18 protein-coding genes are annotated in these 18252 nt (G+C 63.5%); 12 read left to right on the forward strand and 6 right to left on the reverse strand.

Features of this window, described 5'->3' with window-relative positions:
- Window positions 1-55: 55 nt before the first annotated feature.
- The 3 genes from ACSQ23_RS12025 to ACSQ23_RS12035 are packed head-to-tail and all read right to left on the reverse strand — an operon-like array spanning window position 56 to window position 2330.
- On the reverse strand, window positions 56-799 hold the full coding sequence (locus tag ACSQ23_RS12025; protein ID WP_200940421.1) for a LamB/YcsF family protein: 744 nt from the start codon (window positions 797-799) through the stop codon (window positions 56-58).
- Window positions 796-1686, reverse strand: coding sequence for a biotin-dependent carboxyltransferase family protein (locus ACSQ23_RS12030; RefSeq protein ID WP_055996007.1), 891 nt, complete (start codon window positions 1684-1686; stop codon window positions 796-798). Before ACSQ23_RS12030 ends, ACSQ23_RS12025 begins: the two co-directional genes overlap by 4 nt.
- Window positions 1683-2330, reverse strand: a complete 648-nt coding sequence (locus ACSQ23_RS12035; RefSeq protein ID WP_436090764.1) for a 5-oxoprolinase subunit B family protein — start codon at window positions 2328-2330, stop codon at window positions 1683-1685. The genes ACSQ23_RS12030 and ACSQ23_RS12035 overlap by 4 nt, the downstream gene beginning before the upstream one ends.
- Window positions 2331-2887: 557 nt before the next feature.
- On the opposite strand from ACSQ23_RS12035, the gene ACSQ23_RS12040 reads away from it, so the two are divergent.
- Window positions 2888-3436 carry a dihydrofolate reductase gene (locus ACSQ23_RS12040; RefSeq protein WP_436090765.1) on the forward strand — a complete coding sequence of 183 codons (549 nt, stop codon included), beginning with the start codon at window positions 2888-2890 and terminating at the stop codon, window positions 3434-3436.
- On the opposite strand, the gene ACSQ23_RS12045 is transcribed toward ACSQ23_RS12040, so the two are convergent.
- Window positions 3437-3652, reverse strand: coding sequence for a dodecin (locus ACSQ23_RS12045; RefSeq protein WP_055878254.1), 216 nt, complete (start codon window positions 3650-3652; stop codon window positions 3437-3439). It lies immediately after the preceding gene.
- Window positions 3653-3864: 212 nt separating this feature from the next.
- Between ACSQ23_RS12045 and ACSQ23_RS12050 the strand changes: the two genes are divergently transcribed.
- From ACSQ23_RS12050 to ACSQ23_RS12060, 3 genes are all read left to right on the forward strand, one after another.
- Window positions 3865-4713: an alpha/beta fold hydrolase gene (locus tag ACSQ23_RS12050; RefSeq protein WP_055878256.1), complete on the forward strand. Its 849-nt coding sequence runs from the start codon at window positions 3865-3867 to the stop codon at window positions 4711-4713.
- 79 nt (window positions 4714-4792) lie between these two features.
- Complete coding sequence (locus ACSQ23_RS12055) at window positions 4793-5260, forward strand: DMT family transporter (RefSeq protein ID WP_436090766.1); 468 nt, start codon at window positions 4793-4795, stop codon at window positions 5258-5260.
- On the forward strand, window positions 5257-5688 hold the full coding sequence (locus ACSQ23_RS12060; RefSeq protein ID WP_055878259.1) for a DMT family transporter: 432 nt from the start codon (window positions 5257-5259) through the stop codon (window positions 5686-5688). The genes ACSQ23_RS12055 and ACSQ23_RS12060 overlap by 4 nt, the downstream gene beginning before the upstream one ends.
- Before the next feature lie 103 nt (window positions 5689-5791).
- On the opposite strand, the gene ACSQ23_RS12065 is transcribed toward ACSQ23_RS12060, so the two are convergent.
- A complete protein-coding gene (locus ACSQ23_RS12065; RefSeq protein WP_156387301.1) occupies window positions 5792-6211 on the reverse strand; it encodes a hypothetical protein in 420 nt (139 codons plus the stop codon).
- Between the two features lie 184 nt (window positions 6212-6395).
- Between ACSQ23_RS12065 and ACSQ23_RS12070 the strand changes: the two genes are divergently transcribed.
- The 7 genes from ACSQ23_RS12070 to ACSQ23_RS12100 all read left to right on the forward strand — a co-directional run bounded on the left by ACSQ23_RS12070 (window position 6396) and on the right by ACSQ23_RS12100 (window position 16008).
- Window positions 6396-7103 carry a hypothetical protein gene (locus ACSQ23_RS12070; protein WP_156384529.1) on the forward strand — a complete coding sequence of 236 codons (708 nt, stop codon included), beginning with the start codon at window positions 6396-6398 and terminating at the stop codon, window positions 7101-7103.
- Between the two features lie 18 nt (window positions 7104-7121).
- Window positions 7122-8510, forward strand: a complete 1389-nt coding sequence (locus ACSQ23_RS12075; RefSeq protein WP_436090767.1) for an O-antigen ligase family protein — start codon at window positions 7122-7124, stop codon at window positions 8508-8510.
- A complete protein-coding gene (locus tag ACSQ23_RS12080; RefSeq protein WP_055878267.1) occupies window positions 8503-9315 on the forward strand; it encodes a metallophosphoesterase family protein in 813 nt (270 codons plus the stop codon). Before ACSQ23_RS12075 ends, ACSQ23_RS12080 begins: the two co-directional genes overlap by 8 nt.
- 89 nt (window positions 9316-9404) lie before the next feature.
- On the forward strand, window positions 9405-11540 hold the full coding sequence (locus ACSQ23_RS12085; RefSeq protein WP_055878269.1) for a GumC family protein: 2136 nt from the start codon (window positions 9405-9407) through the stop codon (window positions 11538-11540).
- A 311-nt stretch (window positions 11541-11851) separates the two neighbouring features.
- On the forward strand, window positions 11852-13075 hold the full coding sequence (locus ACSQ23_RS12090; RefSeq protein ID WP_436090768.1) for a sugar transferase: 1224 nt from the start codon (window positions 11852-11854) through the stop codon (window positions 13073-13075).
- A gap of 336 nt (window positions 13076-13411) precedes the next feature.
- Window positions 13412-14713: a hypothetical protein gene (locus ACSQ23_RS12095; RefSeq protein WP_436090769.1), complete on the forward strand. Its 1302-nt coding sequence runs from the start codon at window positions 13412-13414 to the stop codon at window positions 14711-14713.
- Between the two features lie 521 nt (window positions 14714-15234).
- Window positions 15235-16008, forward strand: a complete 774-nt coding sequence (locus ACSQ23_RS12100) for a hypothetical protein (protein ID WP_436090770.1) — start codon at window positions 15235-15237, stop codon at window positions 16006-16008.
- Window positions 16009-16052: 44 nt separating this feature from the next.
- On the opposite strand, the gene ACSQ23_RS12105 is transcribed toward ACSQ23_RS12100, so the two are convergent.
- Window positions 16053-16718, reverse strand: coding sequence for a hypothetical protein (locus ACSQ23_RS12105; RefSeq protein WP_436090771.1), 666 nt, complete (start codon window positions 16716-16718; stop codon window positions 16053-16055).
- 745 nt (window positions 16719-17463) lie between these two features.
- On the opposite strand from ACSQ23_RS12105, the gene ACSQ23_RS12110 reads away from it, so the two are divergent.
- Window positions 17464-18240 carry a glycosyltransferase family 2 protein gene (locus tag ACSQ23_RS12110; RefSeq protein ID WP_436090772.1) on the forward strand — a complete coding sequence of 259 codons (777 nt, stop codon included), beginning with the start codon at window positions 17464-17466 and terminating at the stop codon, window positions 18238-18240.
- Window positions 18241-18252 lie beyond the last annotated feature (12 nt).

Below are 18252 nucleotides of genomic sequence, written 5' to 3' on the forward strand. Positions count from 1 at the left end.
CAGCTCCTGGGGGGTGGAGCCGCCGATATGGAACAACTCGCCCCGCCGCGCAACCTCAGTAAGGGGCGCGGATGGCGATCCCCTCGGCCTCGAGCGCCGCACGCACGGCACGGGCAATCGCCACCGCCTCGTTGGTGTCGCCGTGGATGCAGAGCGAGGTGGCTTGCGTACTGATCACCGAGCCATCGATCGCCACCAGTTCCCCCGCCCGCGCCAGCCGGACGGCGCGGTCGGCAATCGCCCCCGCATCGTGCAGCACCGCGCCGGGCTCCGACCGCGGCACGAGCAGCCCGTTGGGCTGGTAGGCGCGATCGGCATAGGCCTCGCGCACCACCGGATAGCCCAGTGCCTCTGCCACCTCGACCTGGGCGCTGTCGTCGATCGCCAGCACCGACAGGCTCGGCACCAGGCCGGTCACCGAGGCAAAGCACAAAGCCGCCACCGCCGGCTCCTCGGCCGCCATATTGGCCAGGGCGCCGTGCAGCTTCAGGTAACGCACCGGCACGCCCTCCTCCTCGGCGTACTCGACCAAGGCGCGCACCTGCCCCCGCACCTGCTCGTCGAGCTCTTCGGGCGGCAGGAACAAGCGGCGACGACCAAAGTGCTCGCGATCGGCAAAGCCCGGATGCGCGCCGACCGCCACACCCCGCGCCTTGGCCGCCCGCAGCGCCAGCCGCATTGTCGTTTCGTCCCCGGCATGCCCGCCGCAGGCGATCGAGGCCGACGAGATGATGTCGAACAAAGCTGCGTCCCCCGGCATACCCTCGCCGAGGTCGGCATTGAGATCGAGTTCGTTCACCGCTTCAGTCCTTCTGCATGCTGCACGGTCACCGGCACGAACCGCACCTGGTTGCCCGGCCGCAGCTGGGCAAACCGGTCGAGATCGGCCGTCACCACCGTCGCGATCCGCGGATAGCCGCCGGTCGGCTGGTGATCGCGCATCAGCACGATCGGGGTGCCATCACCGAGGATCTGGATATCGCCCGGCACCACCGCATCCGACACCAGTGACAGGATTTTGGCGTCGGCGAACACCTGGCTGGGATCGCCAAGCCGCACGCCCATGCGATCGAGCTGTGACGACACCGCGAACCCATCAGTAACGAAACGCTGACGGATGGCGTTGTCGAAGCGGTCGGCATGGATGCCCCAGACGATGCGGATCGGGCCGTCGGCGACTTCGGCTGGAGTTGGATGCTGGCCCCGTCCGCGGGGCAGCGTGGCGCCGAGCGGCAGGAGGTCGCCAGCCCGCAGAGCCCGCCCACCAAAGCCACCGATCCCGGCGATCGAACTGGTCGCCCGGCTACCCATCACCAGGGGCACCTCGATTTCGCGGTCGAGCCGCAGATAGCCGTAGTTCCCGGCCGGACCGGGCCGGATATCCACGACTGACCCAGCGCCCAGCAGCGCCCTCGCCGGCCATGACTTCGCTTCGCCATCGATGCTGAGTTCGAACGCCCCGCCATCGACCGCAATGGAAACCGAACCCTCGGCGACGAAGCTCAGCCCCGCCGTGGTGAACTCGATCGCGGTGGTCCCCGCCGCGCCAAGCCAGCCGCCCGCCCGCGCGAACGCCGCGCCATCCATCGGACCGGAAGCGCTGATGCCGTGCCGCAACAGCCCTGGCCGCCCGGCATCCTGCAGCGTCGCCAGGGGCCCGGCGCGCGTAATGCGGATGGCGCTCATGATGCCACGAACTTTACGCTGTCGCCGGCGCGCACCGTGGTCGGGGGCTCGGCGGCCGGGTCGAAGTTGCGAAACTCCGTGTGGCCGATCACGTGCCAGCCGGTCGGAATGGCGGTCGAGGTGATCGCCGTCTGCCCGGCGGCGAACAACACCGTACCGGCCTGTGCCTGCCGCCGCACCACGCCCCGTCGCGGCACCACCAGCGCCTCGGGATGCATGCCGCAATAGATGAAGCCGGGCGCAAAGCCAGTCGCCAGTACGCGCAGTGGCGCGGCGTTGTGAGCGGCGATGAAGTCCGACACCGAGAGCCGCACCAACCCCGCTACATCGGAGAGATCCTCGCCGTCGAAACGCACGGCAACGCGGTGCTCGGCGTCCGCGGCAGCCGGCTGCCCGGGGGCCGAGACCAGCAGGCGCACCTCACCGGCCAGCGCGTCGAAGCTGATCGCCGATGGTTCATAGCGGAGCAGCACCGAAACGAGGTTCGGCACGACCTCCACCACGCCGCGCACGCCCGCTGCCTCAGCCCGGGCAGCAAAACCGATGGCGGCCCGATTGGCGTCGTCGGAAAGGGTCTCGGCGAAGCGGATCAGCAGCCCACGGTCGCCCAGGGGCAGCAGGGTTGGCGAAAGGGTGTCGGTCATGGGCGGCGTCAGGCGCCGCCGCCGGGACAGCAGGCCATCAGCAGCTCCCACCGCCGTGGCTTCGGCGGTCCTGCGAGCGGCCCATACGACAACATGGCTACCCGGTACGGACTGAGAGGCGGCAAGTCGACAAGACCGCGTGGTTCGGAACAGGGGAGACAGGGCGGCGCCGGCGGGGCGACATCCCCGCTCCCCCCGGCTCCCAGCGAGATGAAATCCAGCGGCACCCGGCTGGGGCCGCAGTTCTCGGCATGCGCCACGGAATCGAGCAGCAGCGAGAAACAGCCGAGGAAGTGCCCGAGCCCGTCCTCTGCTGCCGACGGCACGGAGACGGCCCGGGCCGGGCCTGCAGATATCAGCAACGCCACGGCGCAAGCTGCGCCCAGACGCCAGTACTGGTCCAGTTTCATCGGCGCTCTCCCGCCCACTGGGCACCTGCCGCGCCCCGCCAATAGCTAGCAAGGCGCGCCGCGCATGGCTATCGGTATGAGAAACAGAGTCTCCAGCTTTCGCGGGCGTCTCACAGCAATCGCGCAAGACGAAAGGTCCAGCTCCCCATGTCCATTCCCGACGCCGGTGTTATCGTCGAAGGCCATGCCATCGTCTCGGTCGATGGCATGATCGCCGCTGCCGACGGCAGCATGCCGCCGGCCCTCCGCAACGAAGCAGACTGGCGCATCTTCCAGGCGGCGCTCGACGCAGCGGCGCTGGTCGTCCTCGGTCGGCTCGGCCACGAGCGGCATCCGAACCCTGGCCGCAAGCGCCTGGTGCTGACCCGCTCGGTCGCAACGCTCGAACGCGACCCGGCCGATCTCCTGACGCATTTCTGGAACCCGGACGGTATGGAGATCGGCGATGTCCTCGGGCAACTCGGCATCGGCTCGGGCACCATCGCCATCACCGGCGGCACCGGCACGTTCGACCTGTTCCTGCCGCTGTTCGATCGCTTCGTGCTCGCGGAAGTTCGCGAGCTGACGCTGCCCGACGGCATCCTCTGCTTCAGCAAGGGCCACCCAAGGCTGGTGCTGCCCGGCGCCGGTCTCGAGGCCCGCGATATGGAACTGATCGATCGCGGCGTGGTCCAGACCCAGTGGGTCCGGCCCTGATCAGCTCGGATCCTCGATCCGGAAGCCGACCTTCATGACCACCTGATACTGCGCGACCTTGCCCTCGAAAATCGAGCCGCGCACTTCTGCGACCTCGAACCACTCGAGGTTGCGCGTGGTGCGATGCGCCCGAGCAATGGCGCTTTCGATCGCATCGGTAATCGAGGTCGTCGACGAGCCGACCAGATCGATCTTCTTGTAGGTGTGGTTTGGCATGTCAGTCCCCTTCATGTGTCGAACGGGCGGATGAGCCTGGGCCGCCGGCACGCCGGCAGACCAGCCACGGCGCGCCTTTCCGACCAAACTGTCAAGGGATGGCAACTGCCTGCGCTGCGATGAAACGCACGACCGCTCGGCTGCGTTCACCCCAGAGCAAGGCAGCCGGAAAGGTGATTTTCGTGGATGGGCAGGTTCGGCATCTGAGGACAATGGTCGGCAAGGTCGACACGTTCTTCCGCGAGGCGGGACCACCCGACGCGCCGGTTCTCCTGCTGCCCCATGGCTACCCTTGCTCATCCTATGAATTCCGCAACCTGATGCCCCGGCTGGCCGATCGCTGGCGGCTGATTGCACCGGACTTTCCCGGCGCCGGCTACAGCAGCGACCCGGATGGCTTCGACTACAGTTTTGACGGCTATGCCGACTTCCTCGACGACTTCGTCACCGCGCTCGGCATCGACCGCTTCGTCCTCTACCTGCATGATTTCGGCTCGCCGATCGGGGCGCGCCTCGCCATCAAGGCGCCCGAACGCATCGTGGCGATGATCCTGCAGAATGCCGACGTGCCCTACGACGACGCGCTGGGCCCGAAATACGCCGAGATCGAGCGCACCTGGGAATTGCCGCCCGCGGAAATGCGAGCCGAGCTGGCCAAGGCAATCAGCAAAGAGACGTTCAGGGAGGAGTTCCAGAACGGCACGCCGACCGAGATTGCCAACCGCTTGCCTCCCGACCTGTGGGAATTGCATTGGTCATTGCTGACCCCAGGGCGCCAGCAGATCGCCATCGATCTCATCGCCGGCCTCAAACAGAACCGCGCCTGGTTCCCGCAACATCGGGATTACCTCAGGACGCATCGCCCGCCGGCGCTGATCGTCTGGGGGCCATATGACGAATATATGCCCGAGGTATCGGCGCGGGCCTATCTGCGCGATCTGCCCGATGCCGAGCTGCACCTGCTCGACGGCGGCCACTGGCTGCTGGAAACCCATCTCGACGAGGTCTCGAAGATCATGCGTGACTTCCTCGATCGGGTCGCACCGCCGGAGGGCGCATAGCTCCAGATCGCTCGAACATCTTGACGATGCGGCCCGCCATCCGTCACTTGCTCGGGCCCACCTCCCAACGTAGTTCCACATGTCACCCCGCCGGATCGATCTCGCCGCCAACCTTGCCGCGCTGGCGGCAGGGGCCCTGCTCTCGCTCATGGTCCACCTCAACGGCGAACTCGCCCGCCAGGGCGGTGCGTTGTTCTCGTCATGGATGGCGCACGGCACCGGAACGGTGGCGGCCGTGCTGGTGATCCCGCTGTGGTGGAAGGCGATCCAGCGCAGCGATGCGCCGCGCCAGGCCATTCCGCTCTGGGCCTATCTCGGCGGTTTTGCCGGCGCGGTAACGGTGATCATGACCTCGACGGCGGTGAACTCGTCGCTGGCGCTGAGCGGCACGCTGGCGCTGGGCCTAGCCGGCCAGATCGTCTTCAGCCTCGCCGCCGACCGCTGGGGCCTGTTCGGTATCGCCAAGCGGCGCCTGCGGCTGGGGGACGCCGTTGCGCTGGCGCTGATTGTCGCCGGCAGCGCCCTCGTGATCTGGGGCAGCCTATGATCGAAGCAGTGGTTCTTGCCTTTGTCGCCGGCGGACTGGTCGGCGTCAGCCGCCAGCTGAACGGCCGGCTGGCGGTGTCGACCTCGGCGCTGTTCGCCTCGTTCTGCAACCACCTGGTCGGCTTTGGCCTGCTGACCGTCATTGGCCTCGCGATCGGCGGCCTGCTCAGCGACGGCGCGTTCTCGGGGCCGTGGCACATCTATTTCGGCGGGCCGGTCGGTGTGGTGTTCGTGGCGCTGAGCAGCTGGATCATCGGCCAGATCGGCGCCACCCGCTCGACCATGCTGATCATCGCCGGTCAGGTGCTCGGCGGCGTGGCGCTGGATTGGGTGCTGACCGGCAAGCCGGTCTCGATCGCGGCGCTCTGCGGCATCATCCTGATCGTCGCCGGCGTGATCGTCGCACAGCGCCAGCGTTCCGCCGACTGATGTGTCGCAACCAGAATCCCGAACAACTAACGTCGGCGACGGGAAGGCCGCCAACCCATTTACGTGCGATGCTCGCGATAACCCGCTTGTCCGCGGGGGATCGTCAAGCCGGGCTGGCCGAGACGTCGCCCGCGCCGAGGTCGATGCCGGCTTCGACATTCGCCGCGGCGACCTGTACCCGAGAGGCCAGGGCGGGATCGGTGATCTCGTTGGCAATGATGTTGATGGCATCCGCGACGCGGGCCCGGACGTCGGCCGGCAGGCTGGAGGCAACCGAGCCCAGCTCAACCACGAGTTGCGCCAGAAGTGCGTCCTTCTGATCGGCCGGCAGCCCTGCCGCCCTGATGTCGGCGATGTAAGCCTCGACCGCAGCGATGCACGCCTGCTCGCTGCCGCCGGTGTGGCAGCTGGCCTTGATGTCGGCGATCGATACGCTGGTCACGACGCTCTGGGCCCCCACGGGGGCTATCGCGCCGAAGGTCACCATGCTAGCGACGGCAAGCGTTCCAAGTATGTTGCGCATGACAAATATCTCCGCAGGATGGCACAAGGTACTGCATGGTACCCGTCGAGGTCAATCTTGCTGACACTGAGCGACTCTCGTGGCGAGAAGCCGGAGCAGGCAGAATTAGCAAGGTTAACCACGTCTCGTTGCTTAAATCACCTGAGGTTTCGCCTTGTAACGCCGATGTCTCGAGGGCATGGCGATGACCGGTCGGCGAGCTCGTCACTCCCCTGGGCTAGTGCTGCTTTCGCTCACCTCACTGCTACTTGCCGCCGGGTCGGCCTACGCGCTGTTCGCCGAATCGAGCCCCTATCTGTTCGCCGGCAACGGGCTTGCGCAGCGGATCGAGGTGCTCGCCGACGGTCAGTTCCATCCCGGGCTGTCGCGTCCGGCGCATGATCTCGTGCTCGACGACTGCGTGGCAGTCGCGAGCTCGCTCTATGGCCTCGCCATGCCCACCGAGCGACGCAACGCGGCGCTCAGAACCTGCAGCAGCGCTGCCACCGGCTTTGCCGAGTCATCGCCAACCTACGCCTATGCCTATTATGTCGAGGCACTGCTGGCCGCCGAACATACCGACTCCGGCGCCCTCAACGCCGCCCTCAGCACCTCGCGAGCGCTGGCGCCGACCGAGCAATGGCTGGCCGAGCTCCGCGTCAAGTTGGCCGAGGATCACCTGGCGCAGCTGCAGCCCGCCGCCATTGCCGGCCACGAGGCCGATCTGGCGCTGCTGGTCGTCAGCCAGCGCGGCATCCGGGTGATTGCCCGCCGCTACGCCGCGCTGGCAGGATTCCGTGAGCGCATCACGGCGATCGTCGAAACGCTGCCGCCCGAGCAGCAGAGGCGCTTCGTCGCGGCCCTGCGCAACGAGATCGCCGCCCGCAGAGCGAGCACCCCTGCCACCCCCTGAGAGAACTGGAGCCCAGACGTGACTGCCCTGCCCGACCAAGCCATGGAGCGCACGCGCCGGCACGCCGTGCCGACCAACCGCGGCAATGCCAACGGCCGGCTGGGCGGGATGCTGCTGCTGCTGGTTGGCCTGTCGCCGCTGCCGCTCGGGAGCAACCGGCCGGCATTCTGGGCCGCCTGGGGTGTCGCGCTCGGCGTGATCGGGCTGGTGTATTTCCTCTCGCAGCGCGCCCGGCACAGCGCGCTGCGCATCGGCCCCCGGCACCTGCCGGAACTGACGATCCTGTTCATCGTGCTGCTGCTGTTCGTCGCGGTGCAGGTATTGCCGTTGGGCGGCCTCGGCTACAGCCCGATCCAGACTTTTCCCCGCGGGCTTCAGCTCAGCGCATCCAGCATCAGCCTCGATCCAGCAACCACCAGCCTGACGCTGCTGCAGTTCGCCTCCTACGGGCTGCTGGCCCTGTTGTTCCTGCAAGTGGGCTACCGCAACTCCCGCGCCGACCGGGTGCTCAACGCCATCTTCGCGATCATCGTCGCCTATGGCCTGCTCGGCATCGTGCTGCAGGGGCAGTTGGGCGCCCTGCTCGGCATCCCGGGCTCGGGGGGCATCGCCACCGGCCCCTTCGTCAATCGCAACAGCTACGCCACCTATCTCGCCTTCGGCCTCGCCATCGGCGTGGCGCTGGCCATCGGCCAGCTCGAGCGGGGCGAGAGCCGGCGTAAGCGCCATCGCCGCGTCGCGACCCTGGCGCTGATCGGCGTGGGGCTGTTCGTCATCGGCGCGGCGCTCGTCGCCACCCAATCGCGCATGGGCTTTGTCGCCGGACTGGTCGGCGCCCTTTCGGTGACGCTGCTGGCGCTGGCCGGCCGCCGCCTCGGCACCGGCATCTGGTTGGGCATCCTCGCCGCGCTGCTGCTTGGGACTGTCGGCATGCTGGCCCTGAATGGCAGTGGCCTGCTCGAACGCCTCGGCTCGCTCGAAACCGCCGGCGACGTCCGGGCCGATCTGTATCGGCAGGTCTGGCAGATGATCCTGTCGAGCCCGCTCGTCGGCTATGGCGGCGGCACTTTCGAGGGCGCCTTCCCGCTGTTCCACCAGCTTCCGGTCAGCCCCGACGTGGTGTGGAACAAGGCGCATTCCACCTACTTCGCGCTCTGGGCAGAGTTCGGATTCATCTTCGGCAGCCTGCCGCTGATCATCGTGCTGGCGGTGGCCATCCGGCTTCTCGCCGCACGCCCCAGCGGCCCACGCCTCGCGGCGATCGGGGTGATTGTGGTGGCAGCTGTTCACTCGAGCGTCGATTTCAGCCTCGAGATCGAGGCCGTGGCGTTCGTCTTCGTGGCCATCGTCTTTCTCGCCATCGGCGCCGGCATCGGCGCGGCGGAACAGCGGAGGCACCATGCGTAAGTACCTGCAGCACCTGCTCGCCCGGCTGCCGCTGTCGCGCCCCCGGCAGGCGACAGCGGAGTTCGAGGCTCGCAGCGCGGCGGAGGAGCCGGGCACCATTTACGCCATCGGCGACATCCATGGCTGCCTCGATCTGTTGCGCCAGCTGGAGGCGCTGCTGTTCGAGGACGCGGCCCGGCGACCGGGTCCCAAATGGCTGGTCATGCTGGGCGACTATGTCGACCGCGGCCCGCAATCGGCCGGCGTGCTCGATCACCTCCTGGCGCCACTGCCGGACGGCTTCCAGCGGATCTCGATTGCCGGCAACCACGAGGTTGCCATGCTGAAATTCCTCGAGCAGCCCTCGCGCAACTCGTCCTGGCTGGGCTTCGGCGGCATCGAGACGCTGCAATCTTACGGGATTTCCGAAACGGCGGTGGCCGGCGCCTCCCGCTCGGCCCTGCGCGACCTGATCCACAGCCACATTCCTGCCGAACACGGCGACTTTTTGAGGCAGCTGCCGCTGCTTTTTTCGACGCCCAACTATCTTTTCGTGCACGCGGGCCTGCGTCTGGGCACCCCTTTAGAGCAACAGCATCCCGATGACTTGCTGTGGATTCGTAACGAGCCTGCAACGAGTTACGCTGAGTTTCAAAAGCTGGTGCTGCATGGCCATACGCCGACCCCCGACGTAGTCTTCGGCGATCACCGCATTTCGGTCGATACTGGGGCTTATCTTACCGGCAGATTGTCAGCAGTTCGCCTGAGCCGAGAGAATCAGCCACAGTCCTTTTCGGTGCAGGCGCGCATTCCAGGTGCACGTTAAGCGCATACCGGCGGCCTCAATAGTTCACTATCCGCCATAGTCCACCGGCCGGACCCACAGGGGTGGCAGCAATTGGTGCTTGAATATTTATGAACGACCAAGGTTTCGATCTCCGCAGCATCCTGGGGTTGCTGCGCCGGCAGGCTCGGTTGATTGCGATTACCGTCCTCGCCGTGCTGGTAGTTGCTACGGCTGCCGTGTTCACCATGAAGCCGATCTATACTGCGAGCACGCTGGTACTGGTCGACCCCTCGCGGAAAGACCTGCTCGATCCCAATGCCCAGATGGGCGGCGGCTCGGGTGAAAGCGCCCGGGTCGACAGCGAGGTGGAGCTGGCGAAGTCCGAAGCGACGCTGCTGCAGACCATCGAAGACGAAAACCTCATCGACGACCCCGAATTTGGCGTACGGCTGGGGTTCCGCGATACGGTGCTGAGCTTCTTCCGCATCGCCGAGGCGACATTGCCCACCGGCGACGAGGCGCTGCAGAGCGTCATGGCGAAGCTGCGCGAAAGCGTCACCGTGCAGCGCCGCGGCCTCACCTTCATGCTGGCCATCCAGGCCCGTTCCCCCAATCCGGCAACGGCGGCGCGTATCGCCAACGCGGTCGCTGCCGCCTACATCAAGGTGCAGCTCGCCGCCAAGATCGGCTCCACCCTCGCCTCGCGCGACATCATCCAGGGCCGTATCGCCGGCGCCAGCGCCGCCGTCTCGCAATCGGAAGGCGCCTTCGACAAATTCATCGAGGATAATATCGACACCATCACGGCGGAGACGGGTCGCACCGATCTGGCTGCGTTGCGCGCGCAACTGAAGGAAGTCGGCGGCAACCGGGCCCGCGACGCGGCGGTGGCGGAACTGGTGCAGCGTAGCCTCGAACAGCGCGACTGGGCTGCGGTATCGGCCAATCTCGGCTCACAGGCGATCACGGCCCTCGCCGAGCAGCGCCAGCAGCTGGTCAACAGCCTCGCCGACACCGTCGACGACTCGCAGCAATCGATCGACCTGCGGGCCGAGGTCGCCAAGCTCGACGCCGAGCTCGAGAACTCGACGACGGCCGAGCTCACCACCATGCGCCAGCGCGTCGCCACCTATCAGTCGCAGGCCTCCGATATCCGCAACCAGCTGCGCACGAGCATCCTCTCCACCGACCTGCCGCCCGACGTGCTGACCAATATCTACGAGCTGCAGCAGAACGCCGAGATTGCCCGCACCCAGTACCAGACGCTGCTGTCGCGCCTGCGCGAGCTCGAGGCCCAGGCTTATCTGCAGGTAGCCGACAGTCGCGTGGTGTCGCAGACCCTGCCACCCTCCGAGCCCTCGTTTCCCAACCCGCGGCAGATCCTGACGCTGGCCGGCCTCGCCGCCCTCGGCCTCGGCATCGGCCTCGCCTTCCTGAGGGAGAACTTTGTCGGCGGCTTCACCAGCGAAGCGCAGTTGCACTCGTTCCTCCGCGGCCCGGTGATTTCGGCGGTGCCGCGCCAGAAGGAGGCGCGGGCCGGCGCCGGCGACGGCGGGATCGGCGAATACATGGTGTCGAGCCCGCTCTCGATTTTCGCGGAATCTGTGCGCCGCATCCGCGTCGGCATAGATCAGTCGCTGCAACGCAGTGAGGCGAACCGGCCGGCCGGTGGCATCGTCATAATGGTATCGTCGGCGTCGCCGAGCGAAGGCAAATCCACGCTGGCTCTCTCAATTACCCGAGCTTATGCGCTGGCCGGCCACAAGACCCTGTTGATCGACTGCGACCTCAGAAAACCCAGTATTCATCGTCAACTCGGCCTCGAGCCGTCCACTGGCCTGCTCGAATATCTCAATCACGCGGTGAAGGAAGATGCGCTGCCGTCAATCATGACTGTCGATGATGAAAGCGGCGCCCAAGTTGTGCTCGGCGCCCGGCGAAGTGACATTGCCACAGATTCGCTGCTTTCTAGTACCACGTTCGCTCGACTCATTAGTGCGGCGCGTTCCACGTTCGATATTGTTGTTCTTGATACACCGCCCGTCGGACCAGTGGTTGATGGGTTGTATCTTGTGAAGCACGCTGATTCTATTGTGTTTGTAGTTCGCTGGGCCAGCACTTCGCAGCACGATGTTCGTCATGCGGTGACGCTGCTCCAGGGCGCCAAGAAGCCGGAGACAGAAATTCTAGCCGTGCTCAACCAGCAGGAGATTTCCAAGTCCGCCTATTCGGGCAAGTACGCCGGATACTACACCGCCTCATGAATTCAGCGGCCACGCTCTCATGCGGTCGATTTCTTTCTTAATCGTCACCACCGGCAGCAAAGACAAGCTCATCCTGCATGACCAGCTCAGCCTCGAGCAGAAACGGCAACAACTTGCGCATGATGATCGTATTTTGAGACCTTCTTTGAACAAGAGCAGCGTTAATTTTCATTGAGAAGCACTGAACTGCCCAACTGAGGGGATACTGATGAATGACGCAGGATGCGGCAAAATCTGCGGAAATTCAGGGAGAGGGCCTGGGAGGCCTATGGCCTCCGCATTGGCTACTGAGCCGGCTGGGTCGCACACGCGTGCAGATCTTCGGCGCCCTGTTGTTCGGCGTCCTCGTGCCGGTGGCCTTCCGCTGGGGCACCGACATTGACGGCTGGCTGCTGCCAGAGCAGATCTCCACTATCGTCGCCACCACCTTCGCCATCACCCTGGGCCTGATCGGGCTGCGCCAACTGGCACGGCTGCCCGGCGTCGAGGAGAGCATCTATTGCGTGCCGGCCCTGCTGGTGAGTTTCCTTTTGGCGCTGGCGGCCCTCTTGATGCTGCGCCTCGAGTACAATCGGTACCTGTTTCCCACCAGCTTCGCGCTGACCGTCGTCTGGGTGTTTGTCGCCCACGCCCTCAACCGCCGCTACCGCACGGTGCGCCTCGCTATCGTGCCGGGTGGCGAGGTCGAAACGCTCGCTTCGATCCGCGAGGTGGAGTGGCTGCCGCTCGACACCCCCACCCTACCACCGGGCCGCCTCAACGGCCTGATCGTCGATTTGCGGCAGGATCTCGATCCACGTTGGGAACGCTTCATCGCCGATTGCGCCCTCGCCGGCATCCGCATCTTCCACGTCAAGCAGATCCGCGAGTCGCTGACCGGCCGGCTGGAGATCACCCAGCTCTCCGAGAATACACTCGGCTCGCTCAACCCCGACGCGCTCTATCTCAAGATCAAGCAGGGGCTGGACTGGATTTTCGCGCTCCTGGCGCTGGTGCTGCTGTTCCCCGCCCTGCTGCTGGTCGGCCTCGCCATCTGGCTGGAGTCGCCAGGCCCAGCGATTTTCCGGCAGACCAGAGTTGGCTTCCGCGGGTTGCCCTTCCACGTCTACAAGTTCCGCACCATGCGCACTGACAGCGAGGTTTCCGGCGATCGCCGCCAGCAGGCGATCACCCTGCTCGATGACGAGCGCATCACCCGCCTCGGTCGCTTCTTGCGTCGCACCCGCATCGATGAACTGCCGCAGCTCATCAACATCCTGCGCGGCGAGATGAGCTGGATCGGCCCCCGCCCCGAGGCCCTGCCGCTGGCGCAATGGTACGAAAAGGAGCTCTCCTTCTACCGCTACCGCCACATCGTCCGCCCCGGCATCAGCGGCTGGGCCCAGATCAACCAGGGCCACGTGACCGCAGTCGACCAGATCCGCGACAAGCTCCACTACGATTTCTACTACATCAAGAACTTCTCGCCGTGGCTCGACGTGCTGATTGCGCTGAGGACGGTGGGGATCGTGGTGTCAGGGTTTGGATCGAAGTGAGGGTGGAGACGAGGGCTTGGCTACGTCGCCTGCTCCAGCGGTGAGCAGCTTCCCAGTATCTTTCACGTTTGATGCGTCCTTGGAAGAAGCGATATCGGATCCCGCAGACCCCACTGCCCCAATGGAATCCACGATCCGGTTGTTCCAGATCTCGCACCCGCTGATCCGAACGGGCAACGCGGCGCAAAACAGATCGAAACACTTCCCGCCAGTACCCGTGCGAGATATGCAGCAGACCCTGCCTCGTCAGCCTCCTTACATCCAGGAACGGACATAATGCAAAGCTCCCGGGCCGGGGCGGACGCCGACGCTCACGCTAGTGGTCCGTCGGGCGCCATGCCGACGGTCGCCGTCCCTAGCCGCGACGTGCCCGTCGCAACGCCCAAGCAGATCCGCCTAGCGACGCTATTGCTGTTTGTTTACTGGATCGGAGTCTATTCCGGCTTCAGCATCCTTGGCTCTGACGGAGGCCTCATCGTTCCGTTCGCCATCGCAAATGGAGCGGGCCTGGTCGGCATCGCACTTTACCTACAGTTCCTTCCACAGCCGAAGATAGTCTTGGGCTGGGTCGCTGCATTGCTCCTGATTGTAGCGGCTAGCGCGGTAACATCAGTTTTTACTGTGGCGAACAGCTGGCCTCGACTGTTGGCGTGCGCACAGATCTCGCTTTCTATCGTGTCCGGTGTTGGGGCTGTGTGCGTGATGATGGCGGCCGGCAGAAATGGGATGTCACGAACCTTTAGAGCTATAACAGCAATCATATTTTTCGCCTCACTCATTGAGATATTCGCACCGAGGGAGTTTGTTCTTCTCGTTTATGAGAACTTGTACGCTTGGCGGCCGGTTGCAATCTATGACGCAATCGCTCGCGACGAAGCGCTCTGGGGATGGGTGAGACCTCTTGGCCTTAGTACAGAGCCATCCTTTGTAGGCATATTCCTTGGCCTGTTAACTCTCGCTGACAACATAGTTACAGATGGAACGAGCCGCCAGCGGAGCCTGCTCCAGCTGCTCGTTCTTTTTGCGTGCTATTTTGCAGTCGTGAGAAGTGTCACGCTGTTCATTTTCCTATTGCTTGTCCTCCTACGTTACCTCTCGCCTCAACGAGGCAACCTGCTCGCCTCAATCACGACAATCTGCGTATGCGCTGCGGGCGCCAGCCTCTTGGCTTACGCATTGAACGAGACGGGATTTCTTGGAGGTGGAAGTGTCTTCATTCGGTTGGTCGCGCCATACGCGGCGGCTTTGGACGCGATTTCCGAGTTGCCCGTCTTCGGTTTTGGCATAGGATCCGAGAGCGATGTTTACCCCATCATTTCAAGCGTCTGGAGCAGACTGGATGCGTGGAGCAACTTCTCTTACTACTATGGAAGTCCCTCCGAACGGCTGATCACGTCCAACATAGCCTGGATGCTAATATATCTCGGGATCGGGGGCGCCGCGGCGCTGTTGTTCTGCATCCATGGCTTTTGTTCCGCTCTTGCGAAAAGCGATGCCTCGTGGACCGTTGTCGCCATTTTGCTCGTTTGGACGTCAATTGGCGGATTCGCTGATGCTCGCACATGGTCAATAGTATTTATTCTTGCCTCTGCTGCCGCGATAAATAAACATCCACCTACTGCTGAGCCGCGTTCATGAGCCTGCGAGGTTTCGGGAGGATATCGCTACCGGTTTCGTCTCTTGCCTCCGCTGCAGGCGGGCTGGTGACGATCCTTGGTATATCGAAGATCTTGCCATCACATGAGTTCGCACACTTCAGCCTTCTCCTTTCGGCTGCCCAGTTGTCATGTGTCGTGGCGTTCGAATGGCTCAGGCTATCTGTACTTCGCTATTGGCGTGAAGGGTCACGTGCGCGCAAGTCCGCATCCTTGCAGGCTGCAATAACTTGGATGTACCTCGGTGAGTTGGTTGTCGCGTCTGCTGTGGTGGTCGCCGCGATGGTGTTTGGGTGGGTTGCCTTCGCTCTCGTCGTGGGGATAGCAGGGACGACTGCGATGCTCGATTGGCGCCAAACATGTGCGCGTTCCGCGTATGACGATTTCGGCTTCGTCCAAACATCGCTGTTGAGGGCCATCGTGTTGCCGACTGGGACCCTTGTGGCAGCCTCTTGGGCGCCCGATGCCCTATGGGCTTTGGGAGGATACCTAGGAAGCCAGATCTTGGCGCTCGTACCGAGCTTAGCAGCGGCGGCGAGCCGCGCTGGCGCCAGACTTCCGACCCGCACGTTCACCAAAGAAGACCTTGCCGAGATTGCGTCTTACGGAAGCACCATGTCCTTGGGAGGCGCTGTCTCGGCTGGGATTTTCACCCTCGCACGGTCCGCCTCCATTGCCTTGGCCGGTGCAGCAGGCAGCTTCCCGGTGCTCATAGCGATAGATGTCGGACAGCGCGCCTTTTTTAGCGTGGGGGCCGCAGTAACCCTCTTGACGTTTCCCGACCTCGTCCGGAGTCATACGAGTGGTTCGAAAGTCGCCTTCGCAGCGGCGGCGGAATCTCAGTTCCTGCTTCTGTGGGGCACCTTCACTGCGCTTCTGACGGCTGGGATCGTAGCCGGCGGGCTGTTCGCTAGGTACTTGGGCGTTCAACTTGACGATCCGTATGGCACACTGGTCGCCACTGCTGCGTGCGGGCTGCTTGCGTTCAGAAATTTCGCGGTGGATGCCATTTTTGTGGTGCGTGCGGATCGGTTGGCGGTCTTGATCGGCCCTATCCTGTCATTGACTTCCTTTGGCGCCTTCGCGGTTGCTTCGGACTATGTTGGTCTCTGGAAGGGCGACGTGAGTACAGCGTTGTTAGCTAGCGCTGCCCTTGGAACCTTCGTGACCATTGCGTTAGCAAGCATTAGGCTTGAAACTGTCGCTTGGGTTCCCTGGAGGGCAGTCGCGTTCTCTGTGATATTGCTGTTGGCGTGCGCTCGCGTCGCTGGCCTGTGAACTCGGGTCCAATGCTCTCACCCTAAGGGCTGCGGATCTCGGCCCTAGTCGTCACTGAAGACCCCCCCGAAAACATCTAATGCGCGTGCTGTCCAGTCGAACCGCTTGAGGCAAGCAGCGCGAAACTGGGCAAAGGCATCCCAGTCTTCAAATCCCTCAAGCGATGAAATCAACCCGTCAAAGCTCCGCACGTCCGAGAATACTCGAACGAACCGATCCGCGTGAGGAACATTGCTAAACTCTTCGCCTAGGCCCCGGGGCGACAACACGACGCAGTTGTTTGCGATATACCACAGTACCTTAAGCTTCATTCCGGTTACAAACCGATCCGGAACGATGCCCACCCGCAGGGTTTGATCCTGCGGGAGCTTTTCCAAGTCGGTTTGCCCAGGGATGGAACCATTAAAGGTTGCATCGCTGAACATGCGCAGCACGGATGAGAAGTTCGAGGGCTGCAAGATCGCACGCTCCAACCAAGCCGCATCGCGCCGCTTGAATGACCACCCGAAGGTGCCAGACACGACAAGTTCAGGAGGACTTCCCACGTTTGTCGGCAAGAGCGGTCGGGCCTGCGGGCAGCCGGGCGGTAGGTACTTAACCTTGAATCCGGCCTCCTCAAGGATCCGCTGCTCGCGTAGCGAAAGAACGAGGATTCTCACGTTGTTCCTCGATAACAGTCTCCGCTCGTACAAGCGGGACATGCCGATCATCAGCCCATCGACACTAAGTCGACCCTCGTCGTCGAAAGCGCTTGGCAGGTTATGGAGGATGAGGTGGATTCGACGATCGACCGGCAGGTCGTGCGCTAGGGCGGAGAAACTCTCGTGTGAGAGTATGATCTCTGTTTCGGCGTCTAGCAGTTGAGGCACCTCCGCCGCAAATCGCGTGTATCGAGGCGTACTGGCTCGGAGAACCGCTCTGGCGACGGCCTGCACCGTTCCGAGCCGGCGCCCGTCAAGCTCCCAAACGATCGCCCCAAGTTCCCGCAGTGAGCGTACCAGCATGTCATCGTAGATCGTCCCACCATCCTGCAGCCACGCGGGGCGGCGAACGTAGAGAAATTTGCGTTTCGATAAGGGTGGGGTCATTATTCTTTGCGGTGTCGCGGCGCGATGTTGTGAAGGCGAGCCGCAGTCGCCCCTGCATTTCCCCTGCGCTCGCCGCGGAAGCGCTAAGCTGGCGACGCAAACTTCGTTCAGAATGCAACGCATGCCGCCTGTGCGGATGCCTCTTCATCAGGGTCTAGTGGCGCAATCTGAGCCTGTCGCACTTTAGGCTCATCGCAAAGGAAGAGCCTCTGATGAAGTGGCACAACTGAACCGAGTCTGCCATATAATAATGCGATACGATTCCTGCATCGCTTCTTGTGACTGAGACCGACCCACGGACTACGCTCATGAAGTCTTGAGCGCGTTGGCCAGGTACTCCGTTCGTGAGATTGGAGAACTACTAGGCATGACTGGCGCGGCGATCAACATTTCCATGATAACGGCGACGTTCAATTCGGGTGCAACTCTACCCGCAACACTGCAGTCATTGGCTGCCCAGACCTACGGCAACGTAGAGCACTTGGTGATCGACGGGGGCAGCAGCGACAACACGATGACGATCGTACAGTCGGATCGGTTCGCCAACCGAGTGGCTCTGAGCGAGCCTGACGATGGACTTTTTGACGCCCTTAATAAGGGCGTCGCCAAAGCTACTGGCGACGTCATCGGCATTCTTCACTCCGACGACGTATTGGCATCTTCTGATGTGCTGGAAAGCGTTGCGCGAGAGTTCCGTGACCCGGCCGTCATGGCAGTCTACGGAAACCTCACTTATGAGACACGTGAGGCGCCGCACAAGATCATTCGATACTGGCACAGCGGTGAGTTCACACTCCTAAAGTTGAGGCGGGGATGGATGCCTCCCCATCCTACCTTGTACCTGCGACGTCCGGTCTATGAACGTTTCGGCGTCTTCGACTGCAGCTATCGGATTGCCGCAGATTACGACTTTGTCCTTCGCGTTCTTCCCAACATCGCCGGGGGGGTAAGATATCTCGATAAGCTCCTAGTGAGGATGAAGGTTGGGGGGACGAGCAACCGATCTCTGAAAAACATAATCGCAAAATCTGCGGAAGACTTGCGGGCACTCCGAAGTAATGAGATCGGCGGCTGGGGGTCCTTGCTGTTGAAGAACACCGCCAAGATCGGCCAGTTCTGGCATCGTCCCGCCTCGATTTCTTGATCGTCACTACCA

Origin of the sequence: Devosia sp. LjRoot16 (assembly GCF_964252795.1) — a bacterium.
Classification (GTDB): domain Bacteria; phylum Pseudomonadota; class Alphaproteobacteria; order Rhizobiales; family Devosiaceae; genus Devosia_A.